Annotated in this window: 11 protein-coding genes, 1 tRNA gene and 1 pseudogene; 6 read left to right on the top strand and 7 right to left on the bottom strand. The window is 76.3% G+C overall.

The window, feature by feature from the left end; translation table 11 throughout:
• Nucleotides 1-35: 35 nt before the first annotated feature.
• The 5 genes and pseudogenes from LUW75_RS16835 to LUW75_RS16810 all read left to right on the top strand — a co-directional run bounded on the left by LUW75_RS16835 (nt 36) and on the right by LUW75_RS16810 (nt 7,140).
• On the top strand, nt 36-1,073 hold the full coding sequence (locus tag LUW75_RS16835; RefSeq protein WP_250336344.1) for a transporter substrate-binding domain-containing protein: 1,038 nt from the start codon (nt 36-38) through the stop codon (nt 1,071-1,073).
• Nucleotides 1,043-2,338 carry a hypothetical protein gene (locus LUW75_RS16830; RefSeq protein ID WP_250336343.1) on the top strand — a complete coding sequence of 432 codons (1,296 nt, stop codon included), beginning with the start codon at nt 1,043-1,045 and terminating at the stop codon, nt 2,336-2,338. Before LUW75_RS16835 ends, LUW75_RS16830 begins: the two co-directional genes overlap by 31 nt.
• A gap of 509 nt (nt 2,339-2,847) precedes the next feature.
• Nucleotides 2,848-4,223 (top strand): annotated as a pseudogene (locus tag LUW75_RS16820) (protein phosphatase 2C domain-containing protein).
• A 605-nt stretch (nt 4,224-4,828) separates the two neighbouring features.
• Complete coding sequence (locus tag LUW75_RS24995; protein WP_250336341.1) at nt 4,829-6,514, top strand: FHA domain-containing protein; 1,686 nt, start codon at nt 4,829-4,831, stop codon at nt 6,512-6,514.
• A 221-nt stretch (nt 6,515-6,735) separates the two neighbouring features.
• Nucleotides 6,736-7,140 (top strand): globin, encoded by a 405-nt coding sequence (locus LUW75_RS16810; RefSeq protein WP_250336340.1) that lies wholly within the window; start codon nt 6,736-6,738, stop codon nt 7,138-7,140.
• 20 nt (nt 7,141-7,160) lie between these two features.
• Here LUW75_RS16810 and LUW75_RS16805 read toward each other — a convergent pair whose 3' ends face one another.
• From LUW75_RS16805 to LUW75_RS16775, 7 genes are all read right to left on the bottom strand, one after another.
• On the bottom strand, nt 7,161-7,859 hold the full coding sequence (locus LUW75_RS16805) for a hypothetical protein (protein ID WP_250336339.1): 699 nt from the start codon (nt 7,857-7,859) through the stop codon (nt 7,161-7,163).
• Nucleotides 7,856-8,290, bottom strand: coding sequence for an acyl-CoA thioesterase (locus tag LUW75_RS16800; RefSeq protein WP_250336338.1), 435 nt, complete (start codon nt 8,288-8,290; stop codon nt 7,856-7,858). The genes LUW75_RS16805 and LUW75_RS16800 overlap by 4 nt, the downstream gene beginning before the upstream one ends.
• A gap of 13 nt (nt 8,291-8,303) precedes the next feature.
• Nucleotides 8,304-9,968: an energy-dependent translational throttle protein EttA gene (gene ettA / locus LUW75_RS16795; protein ID WP_250336337.1), complete on the bottom strand. Its 1,665-nt coding sequence runs from the start codon at nt 9,966-9,968 to the stop codon at nt 8,304-8,306.
• A gap of 465 nt (nt 9,969-10,433) precedes the next feature.
• On the bottom strand, nt 10,434-11,873 hold the full coding sequence (locus tag LUW75_RS16790) for a Cys-Gln thioester bond-forming surface protein (protein WP_250336336.1): 1,440 nt from the start codon (nt 11,871-11,873) through the stop codon (nt 10,434-10,436).
• A gap of 291 nt (nt 11,874-12,164) precedes the next feature.
• Nucleotides 12,165-12,608, bottom strand: coding sequence for a single-stranded DNA-binding protein (locus LUW75_RS16785; RefSeq protein ID WP_250336335.1), 444 nt, complete (start codon nt 12,606-12,608; stop codon nt 12,165-12,167).
• A gap of 120 nt (nt 12,609-12,728) precedes the next feature.
• Nucleotides 12,729-14,495 (bottom strand): GTPase, encoded by a 1,767-nt coding sequence (locus LUW75_RS16780; RefSeq protein WP_250337706.1) that lies wholly within the window; start codon nt 14,493-14,495, stop codon nt 12,729-12,731.
• A gap of 15 nt (nt 14,496-14,510) precedes the next feature.
• Nucleotides 14,511-16,094, bottom strand: coding sequence for a dynamin family protein (locus LUW75_RS16775; protein ID WP_250336334.1), 1,584 nt, complete (start codon nt 16,092-16,094; stop codon nt 14,511-14,513).
• A gap of 317 nt (nt 16,095-16,411) precedes the next feature.
• Here LUW75_RS16775 and LUW75_RS16770 point away from each other — a divergent pair.
• A tRNA-Arg gene (locus LUW75_RS16770) sits at nt 16,412-16,484 on the top strand.
• Nucleotides 16,485-16,664: the final 180 nt, after the last annotated feature.

Genomic DNA, 16,664 nt, shown 5'->3' with positions numbered 1-16,664 from the left:
GCGGAGGACCGGTGACAGTCGAGGGGAGGGACACGATGGACGACCGTGGAGCGCGGCGGGGCGGCGCGGGGCACGTGCCGTGGGCGTCGCCTGCCTGCTGGCGGCCGCTTCGCTCCCCGTACCGCTGGCGCACCGCCCGGACGGCGACCCGGCGGGCCCTCCGTCCGGCGCGGGCCTGGTGCGCGCGGCCCGCCGGGGACGCCGGGGAGGAGTGCTCGGACCCGGAGGCGTCCCTGCCGCCGTCCCCCGCCGACGGGCCGGCGGCCGCCGTGATCAGGGCGCGGGGGAAGCTCGTCGTGGGTGTCGACCAGAACGGCTACCGCCGGGGCTACCGCGATCCCGCCACGGGCACTCCGGAGGGCTTCGGCATCGACCTGGCGCGGACCACCGCCGCGGACGTCCTCGGCGGCCCCGTCGCGGTGAGGTCCCGGACCGTATCCACCGACCAGCGCATCGCCGCGCCGGACAGCGGCACGGTCGGCCCGGTCGTGCGGACCATGACGATCAACTGCGCCCGCGTCAAGCAGGTCGCGTTCTCCACCGCCGTCTTCGGGACCGGCCAGCAGGTCCTCGCCCGCGAGGGCTCCGCGGCCACCCGGTACGACGCGTCGCTGTCCGGCGAGGGCTCCACGGCGTGCGAGGCGCGGGAACGCCGCTCGTACGGCGCCGTCCACCGCGACGAGCGGGACGGCACCGCGCAGGACCCGGACCGCTGCACCGGGCCGAGCCGGCTGGACCGCCCGGTGCGTCTCCGGGCGGGCGGGGTCGACGCGGCCGTCACGGACGGTGCCCTCGCCGCCGGGCAGGCCGCGCAGGACCCGGCCGTGGAACCGAAGGGCGCGCCCCTCACGATCAGGCACCACGGCGCGGCCGCCGGGCTGGGCCGCGACGACCTGGTGGGCCGCGTCGACCACGTGCTGGTGGCATACCGTACCGGGCCGTGGACACGCTCGTACGGGGAGCGGCCCGAGGCGGACCCGCCCGGGCGGGTCCGCGCCCGAGTACCGGACGGAAACGTCCTGTTGAGAGCGAGAGGTGATCGATGGGCGTCGCGGGTCCTCCCGGTCCGGTGATGGACCGGGACGAGGTGGACCGTGCGCTGGCACGCCTCGGCGCGGAACACAAGGCGGTCGAGGACTCGCTGCTCGCGCTGCAGGACCACGCGGGCCGCAGACTGCTCGAGGGCGCCGCGCTGACCGGTACGACCAAGGAGCGCTGGGACGCGACCGAGCGGTCGATCGCGCTGCTGTGGACGTGTTTCGACGTCTACACGGAGGCGTTGCGCGCCGCCCGCGAGGTGCGCGCCCGGCGCCGCTGGCCCGGGCACGAGGAGCTGGCGGAGCTGACGGAGCGGCTGCGCGGCGAGAGCGTCGTCGTACCGGCCCCCGCGCCGCCCGGCCCGGCGCGGCCCCCGGCGGAGGGTCCCCCGGCACGCGCGCCGGGGGAGCGGTACACGCTGGACCGGCTGGTGGCGCGGATGAACGAGCTGTACGCGCGGTCCCTCGACGTCATCGTGGCTGCGGACGCCGTCTGGTCGGCGCTGCCCGCCCGGGTGGACCTGCTCGCGGCGGAGCTGCACCGGACCCGGTCGCTGGCGCGCTCCGTCGGCGTGCGGCCCGGGGAGCACCCGGCGGGGGACGACCTGGAGGCCGTCACCGAGGAGCTGGCGGCGCTGCGCGCCGAGGTCGTCAGCGACCCGCTGGCGTTCTGGCGCCCGGCCGCGGGCAGTTCGGCGCCCGGCGCCGGGCGGCCGGACACCGACCGGTACGACCGGGCGGCGCGGGCGCTGGAGGACGTGCGCCGGGAGATCGAGGCGGTGCTCCAGGTGCGGCAGGACTCCGAGTCCCGGCTGCTGCGGCTGCGGGACCTGCTGTCGCGGGCCGACCGCACCCTCGCCGAGGCACGCGCCGCGCGCGTCGAGGTCCTGGCGAAGATCGCCGCGTCGGAGGTGCCGGCGGTGAGCGGCCCGCCGACCGCGCTGCACGAGCGGCTGGCGGCCGCCGCCGAGCACCGGCGCCACGCCCGGTGGCACCGGCTGTCCCCACTGCTGGAGGCGTTGGAGCAGGAGGCCGAGGAGGAGCTGCTGCGCGCCCGCGACTCCCTGGCCGCGGTGACCGCTCCGCTCGCCGTCCGCGCCGGACTCCGCGGCCGCCTCGACGCGTTCCGGGCCAGGACGGCCAGACAGGGGCTGGCGGACGACCCGGTCCTGAGCGAGCGGTACGACGCGGCGCGCCGCATGCTGTGGAGCGTCCCCTGCGACCTGCGCGCCGCCGAGCAGGCCGTCCTGCGCTACCAGCGGGCGGCGAGCGAGGCCCTGTCGGCGGGGGGCCGCGGATGAGGGCGCGCCGGTGGCCGAACCCGGGCGGCGCCCACGGAGGCGGGGGCGGCGCGCCGTGCCGCGACCCGGCGCGGGCCGCCGCCCCGGACGGCGCGGTGCCCCCGTCCGGGGTGGTCCGCGTCCTGTCGGGGGGTGGCCGGGGGGCGGCGGTGCGTACGCTGGAACCCGTGCCCGGTCCGTCACCCCACCGCGCCGCTGCGCGTACCGCGGCGGTACGCACGCGGCCTCGCCGGCGGAGGCCGCGGGAGCCCCTGCGGGGCGGCCTCCGCGCGGCGGCGTGCCGACCGGGGGCCTCCGTCGTCCCCGGCCCGGTGCGGCGCGGCCGGCCGCCGCGACGGCCGGGGGTCCCGGGCCGCGGACCGTCCGGCGGCCGACTCCGGGGGCACGGGCCGCGGTTCGGCCCGGAACGTTCGCACCGGGTGCCCGCCCGGCTCGCCCGGTGGGGCGAGGGAAGGACCGAACTGGTGGACCGGGCCGACCGGTTCCACCCCCGAACGTGGGTGTGATCGATGTCGCAGACGCATCAGCTGGCGGCCTGCCCGGCCTGCTCGGAGCCGCTGGAGCCGGGCGCCCGGTTCTGCGGGGCGTGCGGGTACGCCCTGTCGGCCGTACCGGAACCGCCCCCGGGCCCCCCGGCGGTGCCCCCGGCCGCCCCGCCGCCTCCGCCCGCGACCGCGGCGCCCTCAGGACCGCCCGCGCCGCCCGTGCCTCCCCACCCCCCGGCGCCCGGCCCCCGGCACCCGCCCCGGCCGGCACCCCGCCGCCTCCGCCCGCGGCGCCCCCCGGACCGCCCGCGCCTCCGTACGACCCGGCGTACACCCCGACTGATCCGGCACCCGCCCCGGCCGGCCCGGCGGTGGGGGGTCCCGAGCGGTCCGTGCGGCACGACGCGCCGCACGGGGACTTCGGACTCGCGGCGCCCGACCCTTGGGCCTCCGACGGCGGGGACGGTTGCGTGGCCTGCCGGACCGGGCGGGTCGCGGCGGACGGGTACTGCGGGAACTGCGGCCACGAGCAGCCGCGGGAGCGGGACCACGTGGAGCGGGAGATGGGGCGCGCCGTCGCCGCCGTCAGCGACCGGGGGTTGCGGCACCACCGCAACGAGGACGCGTTCGCCGTGTCGACCGCCCCCCTGCCGGACGGTTCGGCCGCCGTCGTCGCGGTCGTCTGCGACGGGGTGTCCTCCGCGTCCCGCCCCGACGACGCCTCGGCCGCCGCGGCCCGCGCCGCCGACGCCTCGCTCCGGGCCGCCCTTCCCCTCGGCGCCGACCCCCGGCAGGCGATGCACGAGGCCATCGTCGCCGCGTCCGGCGCGGTCGACGCCCTCGCCGACGAACCCCCCGGCGACGGCCCGGGTGGTTCCGGGCACGACGCGTACCGCCACCGCAACGCCCCCGCCTGCACCCTCGTGGGTGCCGTCGCCGCGGGCGGCCTCCTCGTCGTCGGCTGGGTCGGCGACAGCCGGGCCTACTGGGTGCCCGACGACCGCTCCGTCCCGGCGGCCCGGCTCACCGAGGACGACTCGTGGGCCGCCCAGATGGTCGCGGCGGGCCTGATGAGCGAGGCCGAGGCGTACGCGGACGAACGCGCCCACGCCATCACCGGCTGGCTCGGCGCCGACTCCTACGAACTGGAGCCGCACGTGGCCGTGTTCCGGCCGGAGCGCCCCGGTGTGGTCGTCGTCTGCACGGACGGCCTGTGGAACTACGCCGAGGCCGCGGAGGAGATGGCCCGCGTCCTCCCCGCCGACGCCGCCGCACGCCCCCTGCACTGCGCGCGCGTCCTGGTCGGCCACGCCCTCGACGGCGGCGGCCACGACAACGTGACGGTGGCGGTGGTGCCGTTCGCCGTGCCGGAGCCGGGAGCGGGGGCGCGGGCGGCCTGACCGGGGGCCTGGGCCCGCTCCCGCCCCCGCAGCCGGACCGTCCCGGCCCGGGGGCCGGAGCGGGGGACGGGGATCGGGGCCGCGGGGCCGGACGCCGGAGCCGTGCTCCGGGGCCGGGGCGGGGACCGGGGCCGGGCAGGAGGCCCGTACGGGAGGCGCGGGCGGGAGGCGCGGGCGGCCGACGCGGCGGCTCCGCCCGCGGGTCGCAGGTCTCGGATCGCCCTCCACCCGGCCCGTACCGGAATCGCCGGGTCCACGTCCCGCTCGGCTCCTTCCGGAATCACCCGAGTCGCACCGGACCCGCCCGAGCCGCCCGGGGGCGGCGGGGGAGTGCGGGCCGGGCGGCCCGCAGCCGCCGTCCCCGGGCACGCGGTGTGGGCGGCGGCCGCTCCGGGAACACGGGCGCGGCGGAGCCGCTTTCGAAGGTGCTCGACGCCGCCGCCGGGGCGGCGGGTACTGTGCGGCTGAGAACCGGGAGCGCGGAGGCGGGCGGGACACCGCCCGCGGCGCGGTCCACGGGAACGGTTCACGTGAACCGGACGCACACGAGGAAGCCGTGACGACGGCCGCAGCGGCGGCCGACGTGGAGAGGGGGAAGCGCCGAGATGCCGACCTGCCCGAGCGGACACCGGTCGGACGCCGCCGACTGGTGCGAGGTCTGCGGCCACCGCATGGCCGGGGCGGGCGCGCCTGCGGGTGCCGTACCGCCTCCCCCTCCCCCGCCTCCCGTCCCCGGGCACGGCCACCCGGGCCCCGCCGGCGGCGATCCGAACGCCACGCAGCAGGCGGAGCTGTGCCCGCGGTGCCGTACGCCCCGGGAGGCGGCGGCGCCGTTCTGCGAGGAGTGCCGGTGGGCCTTCCCCGCCGGCGCGGCCGCGTCGTACCCGCCGGCCTCCCCGCCCGCGCCGGCCCCACCGCCGGGCGGGCTGAACCTGCCGCCCGGTTTCACGTCGGCGCCGCGCCCGCCGGACCCGTACGAGCACCGGGCGCCCGCTCCGTCGCGGACGAACCACCCGGTGGAGCCGCCGTCCGAACGCGGCCCGCGGGAGCCCGGCCACGCGCCGCCCCACGACCGGGGGTCGTCCCCCTTCGACGGCTTCGATCCGAACCGGCCGGAGGGTCCCGGCCGGGAGGACCCGGCGTTCGGTCGGGGCGGAGCACCGGTCCGGAACCCGAACCCCGGGCAGGGTACGCCTCCTCCCGCCTACGGCCCCGGCGGCGGCCCGGCGGGCGGCGGCCCGTCCCTCGGCGGTGCCCCGGCGGACGGTCCCGGCTTCCCGCACGACATACCCGGCGCACCCGGCCCCGGGCCGTCAGGCGCACCCGGCCCCTTCGCCCCGCCCGACGCACCCGGCGCACCCGACGCACCCGACGCACCCGATCGGGGTCTCGGTGGACCCGACGCACCCGATCGGGGTCTCGGTGGACCCGACGCACCCGGTCGGGGTTCCGGCATCCCCGGCGCACCCGGTCAGGGTCTCGACGCGCCCGGCTGGGGGCCCGACGGCCCGGGCTCACCCGGCCCCTTCGCCCCGCCCGGCGCACCCGGTCAGGGTCTCGATGACCCCGGCGCACCCGGTCGGGGTCTCGGTGGCCCCGGCCACGGACCGTCCGGCGACCCCGCGCCCGTACAGAGCCCGCCCGGTTCCGCACCGCCGCAGACCTTCCGGCAGCCCGATGCCCCCCGGGGTGACGACTGGGTGCTGCCTCCGCCCTCGCCGCAGGCTCCGCCTGCCCGGCCCCAGCCTCCGCACGGACAGCCCCCCTACGGGGAGCCCCCGCAGGGACAAGCCCCGCACGGGCAGACCCACTCCCGGCAGCCTCCGCAGGAACAGCCGCCCCTCGGGCAGCCCCCGCACGGGCAAGCCCCGCAGGCGGCCGCGCCCACCGGGTGGGCCGTCGTCGTGCGGCCCGACCGCGAGTACTTCGCGGCCATGATGCGCCGCAGCGGTCCCGAGGCGGCGAACCTCACTCCGCCCCTCCACGCGCCCGAGCGGCGCGTGCCGCTGACCGGGCAGCAGGTGACGGTCGGCCGCCGACGGCAGTCGACGGGCGAGTCGCCGGACGTCGACCTGTCGGTGCCGCCGGAGGACCCGGGGGTGTCGCACCGGCACGCCGTGTTCCTGCGGCAGCCCGACGGTTCCTGGGCGGTGGTGGACCAGGGCTCCACCAACGGCACGACCCTGAACGGCTCCGACGAGCCGATCCAGCCCCACGTGCCCGTACCGCTCCAGGACGGCGACCGCGTCCACGTGGGCGCCTGGACGACGCTCGCCGTCGTACGGGACTGACCCCGCCCGGGCCCCGGCCCGGACGACTCCGGCGGGCCGTGCGGCCGGTCTCCGGGGTCGTCCGGCACGCCCGGCGGCCGCGGGCGGCCGGGCCGTACCGCCCACGGGCCGCGCGGCCCGCCCCGCGCCCGGACCCGTGCGGCGCCCCGCCGCTCCCTTCCGCCGCGGGGGGTGGTTCCGGGGCCGGGATCCTCCGCCGGCGCGTCTGAGACGATGGACGGGTGAATGAGATTCCGCGCGGCACTCTCCAGGAGCAGACGTTCTACGAGCAGGTGGGCGGCGAGCAGACGTTCCGGCGGTTGGTCCGCCGCTTCTACCGGGGCGTCGCCGAGGACCCGCTGCTGCGGCCGATGTACCCGGAGGAGGACCTGGGTCCGGCCGAGGAGCGGCTCGCGCTGTTCCTGATGCAGTACTGGGGCGGCCCCCGCACCTACAGCGACCGCCGCGGGCATCCGAGGCTGCGGATGCGGCACGCCCCGTTCACGGTGGACCGGGCGGCGCACGACGCGTGGCTGAGGCACATGCGGGACGCCGTGGACGAGCTCGGGCTGTCCGAGGAGCACGAGCGGCAGCTGTGGGACTACCTCACCTACGCGGCCGCGTCGATGGTCAACACCGCCGGCTGAGCCCCGGCGCGCGGCGGGGCTCAGGGGTGGCGCAGAGGTGTGACGCCCAGCTCCCCGAGGCCCGTCGCCGCACGGACGGCCACGGACCCGCAAGGGGTGCGCAGCCGCAGCCACGGCCCGGCGGCCAGCAGCACCACGGGCACCCCCTGCGGGACGGCCCCGGCCGGGGGCAGGAAGCCCAGCGACCGGGCCGCGTGCGCGGCGCGCAGCGGCAGCTCCGTGCCGGCGACGGGGCGGGACCATATCTCGCGGCCGATCCGGTCCCGTTCCGCGCGGGTGCGGTGCCGCGGCGGCAGCTCCTCGTCCCGGGCCCGGAACTCGGCGACCCCCGCGGCGACGGCGGCGCACAGCCCGGCGGAGTCCGGCAGGCCGGGCACCTCGCGCCAGCCGCCGCGCGGCGGGAGGACCCCGCTCCACGGCGGGCCGGTGACGGGCGCGGGCAGGACGGCCTTGCCGGCCGCCTCCTCGACGCCGTCGAGCAGTTCTCCGGCGGAGACGGTCACGTCGAGGGCGGTGTCGGCGAGGGCGTCGTCGGCGACGAGGACCGCCGTGCGGACGGCGAGGACGTCGAACGACGGCGGGCGGCCGAAGACGGCCAGGACCCCGCCGCCCGCACGGAGGCGGACGGCGGCGGTCCGGTCGTAGTGGAGAAGCCGGGCCAGGAAGGCGGCGACGCCCGCCGCCTCCCCGGGCTCGGCGAAGTGGAGCGGCGCCGTCATGCGACGGCGCCCCCCGAGCGCATCCCGTCGTCGACGTACTCCTGGAGGAACGCTCGCTCCTCGGCGGTGATGCGGCGCGGACGCTGCTCCGCCAGGTCGTAGGGGACGACCACGGTGGAAGCCCGCACGTAGACCCGGTCGGGGTCCTTGATCTCGTACGCGATCGTCAGGGACGCCGCGCCGATCTTGGTGACCCAGGACTCGACGGTCACCGGCTCGTGCCGGTGGAACAGCGGCCTGATGTAGTCGATCTCGTGGCGGGCCACGACGGAGCCGCCGGAGAAGGACGGGGAGCCGTTCCCCGGCGCCAGCCGGAACATGAAGTCGATCCGGGCCTCCTCCAGGTAGCGGAGGAAGACCACGTTGTTGACGTGCCCGAAGGCGTCCATGTCCGACCAGCGCAGGGGGCAGCTGTAGATGTGCCGGGCCACTCGAAGCGCCGCCTCAGCCCCGGGTGAGCTTCTTGTACGTGGCGCGGTGCGGGCGGGCCGCGTCCGGGCCGAGGCGCTCGACCTTGTTCTTCTCGTACGACTCGAAGTTGCCCTCGAACCAGAACCACTTGGAGTCGCCCTCGTACGCCAGGATGTGCGTGGCGACGCGGTCGAGAAACCAGCGGTCGTGGGAGACGACCACGGCGCAGCCGGGGAACTCCAGCAGCGCGTTCTCCAGGGAGGACAGGGTCTCGACGTCGAGGTCGTTGGTCGGCTCGTCGAGGAGGAGCAGGTTGCCGCCCTGCTTGAGGGTGAGCGCCAGGTTGAGGCGGTTGCGCTCGCCGCCGGAGAGGACGCCGGCGGGCTTCTGCTGGTCCGGGCCCTTGAAGCCGAACGCGGACACGTAGGCGCGGGACGGCATCTCGACCTGGCCGACGTTGATGTAGTCCAGCTCGTCGGAGACCACCGCCCACAGGGTCTTCTTGGGGTCGATGTTCTCGCGGCTCTGGTCGACGTAGCTGATCTTGACGGTGTCGCCGACCCGGATGGTGCCGGAGTCGGGCTGCTCCAGGCCCTGGATCATCTTGAACAGCGTGGTCTTGCCCGCGCCGTTCGGGCCGATGACGCCGACGATGCCGTTGCGCGGGAGGGTGAAGCTGAGGTCGTCGATGAGGACCTTCTCGCCGAACGCCTTGCTGAGGTTCTCGACCTCGACGACGACGTTGCCCAGGCGCGGGCCCGGCGGGATCTGGATCTCCTCGAAGTCCAGCTTCCGCATCTTGTCGGCCTCGGCGGCCATCTCCTCGTACCGGGCGAGGCGGGCCTTGGACTTGGCCTGACGGCCCTTGGCGTTGGAGCGGACCCACTCCAGCTCTTCCTTGAGCCGCTTGGCGCGCTTGGCGTCCTTCTGCCCCTCGACCTTCAGGCGGGCCTGCTTGGTCTCCAGGTAGGTGGAGTAGTTGCCCTCGTAGCCGATGGCGCGGCCGCGGTCGAGCTCCAGGATCCAGCCGGCGACGTTGTCCAGGAAGTACCGGTCGTGGGTGATCGCGACGACGGTGCCGTCGTACTTGGCGAGGTGCTGCTCCAGCCACTGGACGGACTCGGCATCCAGGTGGTTGGTGGGCTCGTCGAGGAGGAGCAGGTCGGGGGCCTCCAGCAGCAGCTTGCAGAGCGCGACACGGCGCTTCTCGCCGCCGGAGAGGTTGGTGACCGGCCAGTCGCCGGGCGGGCAGCCCAGCGCGTCCATCGCCTGCTCCAGCTGGGCGTCGAGGTCCCAGGCGCCCGCGTGGTCGAGCTCCTCCTGGAGCTTGCCCATCTCCTCCATCAGCTCGTCGGTGTAGTTGGTCGCCATCTCCTCGGCGATCGCGTTGAACCGGTCGAGCTTGCCCTTGATCTCGGCGACGCCCTCCTGGACGTTCTCCAGGACGGTCTTGGACTCGTCGAGCGGGGGCTCCTGGAGGAGGATGCCGACCGTGTAGCCGGGCGACAGGAACGCGTCGCCGTTGGAGGGCTGCTCCAGGCCCGCCATGATCTTGAGCACGGTGGACTTACCGGCGCCGTTCGGGCCGACCACACCGATCTTCGCGCCGGGCAGGAAGCTCAGCGTCACGTCATCGAGGATGACCTTGTCGCCGTGCGCCTTGCGCGTCTTGCGCATCGTGTAGATGTACTCAGCCAAGAGAAACCGTCCGGCAATCAGTAGGGGTCGTTTCGCGGCTCCGCCGCGTCAGGGCAGACACACCCCATCTTGCCTGACCACCGCCCCGCAACAGAAATGAGCACCCGGGGCGCGCTGGACCGCCCCCTCCGCCGGGCGGCCGGAGAGGGCGGGCCCCGCCCTCCGCGTCCGTCCGCCCGGCCCCTCCGGTTCCCAGACGGTTGCCCGCCGTGCTCCCGCACGGGCGGGCGGCCCGCCGTGCTCCCGCGCAGCCGGTCCGGTCTCCCGTCGCACTCCCGTACAGCCGGCGGCCCCGGCGCGGCCCGTCGCGGTCACCGGGGTGCGGGCCGGAGCCGTGGGGCGGCGTACCGAGCCCGCGTCCCGCCGGCCGGCCGTAGAAGCGGCGGGGTGGCGGGGCGGCGGGAAAAAAGGAGCGGCCCCGGGCGCGGTGCGCGTCCGGGGCCGCTCCTGCGGGCCGCCTCGGGGTCACTGGCCGGCCGCGGCGCCCTTCTTCTTGCGGAGGAAGAAGACCGCGCCGCCGCCCAGCAGGAGGAGCGCGACGGCGATGCCGGCGATCATCGGCGTGGCGTTGGAGGCACCGGTCTCGGCGAGGTCGCCGGCGGTGTCACCGCCGGTCGCGCCACCGGTGGTGTCGCCGGTCTGGGGGTTCGGCTCGGAGCTCGGCTCGGGGCTCTGCTCGTCGCCACCGGTGGTCGGCGGGGTGGTGTCGCCGCTGGTCTTGCAGTCGAGGACGCCCTTGAACGTCTTCGTCTCGCCGCCGGGCAGCGCGACGCTGAAGTCGTAGGCCTGGTCCTCGCCGACCGGGACGGTGACGGTCTTCGACTCGCCGGCGCCGACCTCGACCTTCTGGTTCGCCAGCTCGAAGGTGAACGCCTCGTCGCCCTCGTTCTTCGCGGTGACGTCGATGCCGCCCTTGGCGCAGTCCTTCTCGGCGGTCAGGGCCGGGATGGCGCCCTTCTTCGCCCAGGTGGCGCTGCCGGTCGCGGAGACGGTCGACTGGCTGGAGCCGGCCAGGATCTGCGTCTGGCTCTTGGAGAGGCTGGCGAAGGCGCGGCCCACGGAGACGGAGGTGCTGGCCTGGACGTTGAAGGCCGCGGTGCCGTCGGCGGTGCCGGCGGGCACGTCGACGTACAGCTCCGTGCCGTCCTTGGCCTCCGTGACCGGCTTGCCGTCCTTGTCCGTCACCTTGACGCCGGAGGCCTCGGGGGCGGTCACGGTGGCGCGCTCGGCGTTGGTGCGGACGGTGATCGGGCCGAGCTTGCCGCCGGCCTTGCCGGAGACCGCGTTCGGTTCCAGGCTCAGGGACGCCTCGGGCTCCTGGAGGTTCTGGGCCTTCCCCTCCAGCCAGTCCGCGAGCTTCTCGGCGGCCGGGTCCTTGGCCGTGACGTCCACGCCGTCCGAGAAGCGCCAGATGGCGACCTGCGTGCCGGCGGCGGCGGTCTCCTTGGTCAGGGAGCCGGCGCCGGCCTTCGCGGCCAGGCCCGCCAGGTCGTCGACCTGCGGGTAGGAGTTCTTCAGGACCCAGAGGATCTTGCCGGCGTCCTTGTTGTGGCCGAGCGAGGTCTGGTCCCAGGAGGCCTCGAGGTACTTGGCCTCCTTCTGGGTCGGGTTGTGGACGTCGATGCAGTAGGTCTTGAGGGTGCCGCCCCCGTCGACGGCCATCTCGAAGAGGCCGGCGGAGATCGTCTCCTCCTTGCCGTCGGCCTTCTTGAGGACGGCGTCGGCGTAGACCTTCAGGCCGGTCAGGGTGGCGGAGGCGCCGCCCTGGTGCTGGGGGGTCTCGTCGGCGACGGCGACGGACGCTCCGGCTATGGACCCTCCCGCGACCAGGCCGGAGGTCAGGACCGCGGCGGCGAGTCGGCGGCCGAGCCGCTCCCGCCGCTGGACAGAAAGCGCAGCAAACACAGATTTCCCCTCTGGACGAATCCCCCTCTGGAACGTGGCAGCCACGGCGTGTGACACGCCGCAGGGCACGTGGGGGTGGGACTCGCCTGATGAATCAAGTGCCCCGTGGGTAGGGGGAATCCTAGAGAGGCGGGGACGGCCCGTCCCACCCGGTGCCCCCACTCAACCGTTCCGAATCGAAATCGTTATCGTGAACCAGGCGTGGGAACCTTGCTTTCCGGTCAAGGACTGGCGAATTGACCAGCGGTAACCCCCCTTTCGAGACGGTATGGGAGCCGGGTTGAGGCCAGGTCAGGTCGGTACCGGCTCCGGATCGCGCGACGCCTCTCCGCTCTGCCGCCCCGTCACGAGCTGTTCAGACGGCCGTTTCCCGCCGCCGCGGCGGAAGGCCGCCGTACCGCGGGTCAGGTCGTGGCCGACGGCCACCGCCTCGATGTCGACGAACGTCCTGCGCTGCCCGTCCCGTCCGTCCGCGGGCTCCTCGCGGACCCGCAGCCGGCCGTGCACCACCAGCGGCTCGCCGACCGCCACCGACGCGGCCAGGTTCGCGCCGAGCTGCCGCCACGCGTTCACCGTGTAGAAGCTGGTGTGCCCGTCCGCCCACGCCGCGCGCTCCCGGTCCCAGCGGCGGGCCGTGGCGGCGAAGCGGAACCTCGCCATCCCGCCCGCCGGCGTCTCCCGGTACTCCACGTTGGTCGCCACGTTCCCCACGACCGTCACCAGGGTGTCGTTCACGGCTTCCGCTCCTCCCCGTCCGACGACGCTCCCCCGCGTCGTCCGTCCTCTCCATGGTGGCCGTGTCCGACGGACTCCGCCCGCTCCTGTGGACGGCCACGGCCTCTGTGGACAACCCCGTCACCCCGTCGGGGTCCGGCCCCCCGTCACCGTCGCGTACTGCTCGCGCACCTCCCGGTACCGCATCAGCTCCGTCGCGATCGGGTCGAGCACCATGGCCCGCCCGCAGCCCGCCGCCGCCTCGCGCAGCCGCCGCTCGGTCTCCTGCCCGTACCTGCGCGCCGGCCCCCGCGCCGCCACGACGCACGCCCACTCGACGAGCGGTCCGCCCACGATCCCGGCGAGCATGACCAGCACCGGCGGCCACAGGCCCGGTTCCAGTACGCCGACGATCTGGCCCACCAGCCACAGGGAGCCGAACACCTGGAGCAGCGTCATGGACGCCTGGGCGAGGACGGCCACCGGCCACCAGGCGGGGCGGGGCGGCCGTCCCCCCTGTTCCGGGGCGCGGGCGCCGGCGGCCAGTTCGTCCAGCGCCTCGGGCAGGCCCCGCGCGCCGCGCGCCGCCGCCTCCCGCACGGCCTGCGCCCACGGCGCGGGCAGTCCGCGCGAGGCCTCCTCGGCGACGACGCGGACGGCGTGCTCGACGCGCTGCCGTGCCGCCGGCTCCTCCTCCGGAGGCACGGTCCCGGCGGCGGGCTCCCCGCCCCCGCCACCGGGGGTGCGGAGCCCCTCGTACCAGCGCCACAGCCGCAGCCACGGGGTGCCGCAGGCGCGTCCGGCGTTGCGCCGCCACTCGCGCTCGGCGGCCTCGCCGGCCGCGGCGGCGCCGACGGCGACGGCGAGCCGGGCGGCGAAGTCCTCGCGGGACCGCTCGCCGAGGCCGGGCCGCCCCTCCCCCACGTAGACGGGGCGCAGCCGGGCCGCGGCCGCGTCGACGTCGGCGGACAGGCGGCGCGTGGCGGGGTGGTGCTCCCGGACGAACGTGCCGAGTACGTCGCGGAGATCGGCGATCCCCTCGCCGATCAGGGCGGACAGGGCGAGGACGGTGGCGCCGGGTTCGCCGTGTTCGCCGAGGGCCACGCCGTCCTCGTCGAGGAGCCGGCGCAGGTCGTCGAGGACCTGGTGGGTGGCGTCGCCGGGGAGCCGGTCGATCTGGTTGAGGACGACGAAGGTGACCTCGGCGTGCGTGGCGAGCGGCCGCAGGTACCGCTCGTGGAGGGCGGCGTCGGCGTACTTCTCCGGGTCGACGACCCAGATGACCGCGTCGACGAGGCCGAGGACGCGGTCGACCTGGGCGCGGTGGGCGGTGAGGGCCGAGTCGTGGTCGGGCAGGTCGACGAGGACGAGCCCGCGCAGCGCGTCGTCGCCGTCGCCGCCCGCGAGGGGCCTGCGCCGCAGCCGGCCGGGGATGCCGAGCCGGTCCAGCAGGCCGGCGGCGCCCTCGGACCAGGCGCAGGCGACGGGGGCGGCGGTGGTGGGGCGCTTGAGGCCGGTCTCCGACACGGGGACGCCCGCGAGCGCGTTCATCAGGGTCGACTTGCCGCTTCCGGTGGCGCCCGCGATGGCGACGACGGTGTGGCGGAGGGAGAGCCGCTGGCGGGCGGCGGCCTCGTCGAGGACGCGGCCCGCCTCGGCGACGGTCTGCGGGTCGAGGCGGGTGGCCGAGAGCCCGAGGAGGTCGCGCAGGGCGTCGAGGCGCTCCTTGAGGGCGCCCGCGTAGGCGCCGCCGGGCGGCGGGGGGCCGCCGTCACCCCCGTCGTCGCCGCCGTCGCCCCCGCCGTGCCCGGCGCGTCGGCCGCCCACCGCCGCGCCGGTCCGGCGTGCCGGGCCGGCGCCCGCGGCGGTGCGGCGGGCGATCAGCCCGTCGTCCCACTTCTGCCCCACGGCGCTCACCCGCCGTCACCTCTCCTTCTGCAGTACGGACAGGGCGGCGATGAGCTCGGCCTGCGGTTCCGGGGTGACGTCGAACGCGTCGACCGGTGCCATGCGCCGGTCCCGCTCCTCCCGCAGGACGCGGTCGACGTACGCGTCGACCAGCTCCGCCCCCCGCTCGCGGAGGCGGAGGGTGCCCTGGGCGCCGATCAGCTCCGCGAGCCGTCGCCCCGCCCCGCGTGCGCGGTGCCCGCCGAGGAGGGCCGCGGCCAGCAGCGCGGCCACGGTGTCGGGGTCGGGTGCGGGAGTGCGGCCGGCACGCCGCGCCGCGTCCTCGGCCAGCTCCTCCAGAACGCGCCGCCAGCGGCGCACGGCCATGCCCACCCGCTCCCCCGCCTCCCGGTCGCGTCTGAGGGGGGCGGCGTCGAGGGCGGCGGCGGCCGGTTCCCGCCGCCACGCCTCCCGCACCTGCTCGTCCGCGGCGGCGACGGCGCAGTGGAGGAGGGCGCCGAAGGACTCGGCGAGGGCGTCGAGCAGTTCGGCGGGAGTGCAGTCGTCGGGGTGGGCGCGCCAGCGGGCCCGGGCGTCGCCGGACAGGACGGCCCCGCGCCGCAGTTCGTTCCGCACCCGGTCGGTTTCCCGCTCGTACGCCGCCTCGACGGCGCCCGTGAGCCGCAGGGCGGCGGCGCACTGGACGGCGACGGCGCCGGCGAGTTCCGGCATGCGCACCCGGAGGGAGCCGATGACGCCGCCCGCGGTGCGGCCGACGGTCTGCCGGCGGGCGTCGGGGTCCTGGGCGCGGTGGGCGAGCCAGGCGCGGAGGGGGGCGACGGCGGTGTCGGGCAGCAGGCCGCTGCCGCCGCCCGTCGACTCGGGCAGTTCCGGGACGGTGAACCGCGGTACGGCGCCGAGCCCCGCCCGGGTGAGGAGCGCCTCGTACTGGCGGGACACCTCCCCGATCACCTGGTGGGGGACCCGGTCGAGGACGGTGACGAGGGTGGCGTCGTACTCCTTGGCCGTGCGGAGCATCTGCCAGGGGACGGCGTCGGCGTACCGGGAGGCGGTCGTGACCATCACCCAGATGTCGGCGGCGCAGATCAGCTCGGCGGCCAGTTCGCGGCTGCGGACGACGAGGGAGTCGATGTCGGGCGCGTCCAGGAGCGCGAGGCCGCGGGGCAGGGTGGGGGCGGTCTCGACGCGCAGGACGCGCCCTTCGGGCTCCGCGTCGCCGTCGTCGCCCGGTGCGCCCCAGACCCGGGTGAAGCGGGGCAGGACGCGCGTGCCGGAGAACCAGTGGTGTTCGTCGGGGTGGCAGACCAGCACCGGGACGCGGGTGGTGGGCCGCAGGACGCCCGCTTCGCTGACGGGGCGCCCGACGAGGGAGTTGACGAGGGTGGACTTGCCTGCGCCGGTCGATCCGCCGACGACGGCGAGGAGCGGTGCTTCGGGATCGACGAGCCGGGGGACCAGGTAGTCGTCGAGCTGGGCCAGCAGCTCGGCCCGCGTCTGCCGTGCCCGGGGAGCGCCGGGGACGGGCAGGGGGAGACGCACGGCGGCGACACGGTCGCGCAGGGCGGAGAGTGCGTCGAGGAGCTGAGGCCGTACGTCCAAGGTCACCACATGTGAAGAATGCCCAATTTCAGCATCTTTTTGAAGCGTATGACCCTCCCTGCGCGCCGGTATCGTACGGGGACAGAGGGGATGAGTGGGACGCAGGCATAACGAGTACACAACACCCGGGCCGCGAGGCGCGAAAAGCGCTGCGGGAATCGCACCTGCCTGCGATTATCAGGTTCGCTTCACCGAACCTCCACATCGTGCCACACGGGTGAAGCGGCCGGACCAAGGTGAGCGGAGCCCTATCCTTGTCCCCGGCAAGGTCACGGACCACCCTCCCGGGCTCCAGAGGCCGCAAGGCCGCACCGCCGGCCCCCGTAGCTCAGTGGATAGAGCAGGTGCCTTCTAAGCACTTGGCCGCAGGTTCGAGTCCTGCCGGGGGCGCAAGACCGGGACCCTCCTTCGGGAGGGTCTTCCCGCCGGTCGAGGCCCCCTTTCCGGTCGACGCGGCGAAGCCCCGGGCGCCCTCCCGGTGGCCAGGGACGGGCTGCGGGACGGTCCGGCCGTCACCGGGTTCCCATGGGCGGCCGTGGCGCATACGTGTCGAAGTCCCCGCGCCGCAGG

The sequence above is a fragment of the Streptomyces sp. MRC013 genome, from assembly GCF_023614235.1.
GTDB lineage: Bacteria > Actinomycetota > Actinomycetes > Streptomycetales > Streptomycetaceae > Streptomyces.
Note: the sequence above shows the minus strand (reverse complement) of the source record. Positions and strands in the feature narration are given on the sequence as shown.